Source organism: Methylobacterium sp. WL116, from assembly GCF_008039455.1.
Lineage (GTDB): Bacteria > Pseudomonadota > Alphaproteobacteria > Rhizobiales > Beijerinckiaceae > Methylobacterium.
The window spans coordinates 1-558 of sequence record NZ_VRUV01001090.1; the positions used below are offsets into that span (position 1 = coordinate 1).

Genomic DNA, 558 nt, shown 5'->3' on the forward strand with positions numbered 1-558 from the left:
CCACCGGGTCGCGCGGACGCTCGCGGGTGAGGCGGGCGGCCTCCGCCAGCACGAGGTCGCGCGCCCGCGAGACCGGATCGGTAAGGCCGCGCTCCGCCAGGATCCGCGGCCAGTTCTCGGCGGCGATCCGGACGAAATCGAGGGTCAGGCCGAAATAGCGCGAGTACTCGGCCTCGACGGCACCCGCGATCTCGGACCAGGGCAGGCCCTCGACGGTCAGCGCGTCCATCAGCCCTTCGAGGTCGGCGGCGAGCGCCACCGCGTCGGCGGGCGAGGCCGGCACCAGGAACGGCACCTCCTCGTCGATCGGCAGCAGCGAGCGGTCGACCGCCTGCGCCCAGGACTGCACCAGCCGGGCGAGGATCAGCCGGCGCTCGAGCTTCTGCATCTCCGGGTCGAGGCCAACGGCGGCGTTCGCGACCAGCGGCATCGCGGCGAGATCCAGCTCGGCCTCGTCCGCCTCGCCGAGCGGGATCATCCGTGGCAGCAGGGCCGCCTCGCCCAGCCGCGCCGCCAGGCGCTTGGCCAGCTCCTTCGCCACGCCCGGCGTCGGTAGGT

1 pseudogene is annotated in these 558 nt (G+C 74.4%); it reads right to left on the minus strand.

Features of this window, described 5'->3' with window-relative positions:
- A pseudogene (locus tag FV223_RS29545) lies at positions 1-541 on the minus strand (double-strand break repair protein AddB); the annotation flags it as partial.
- Positions 542-558 lie beyond the last annotated feature (17 nt).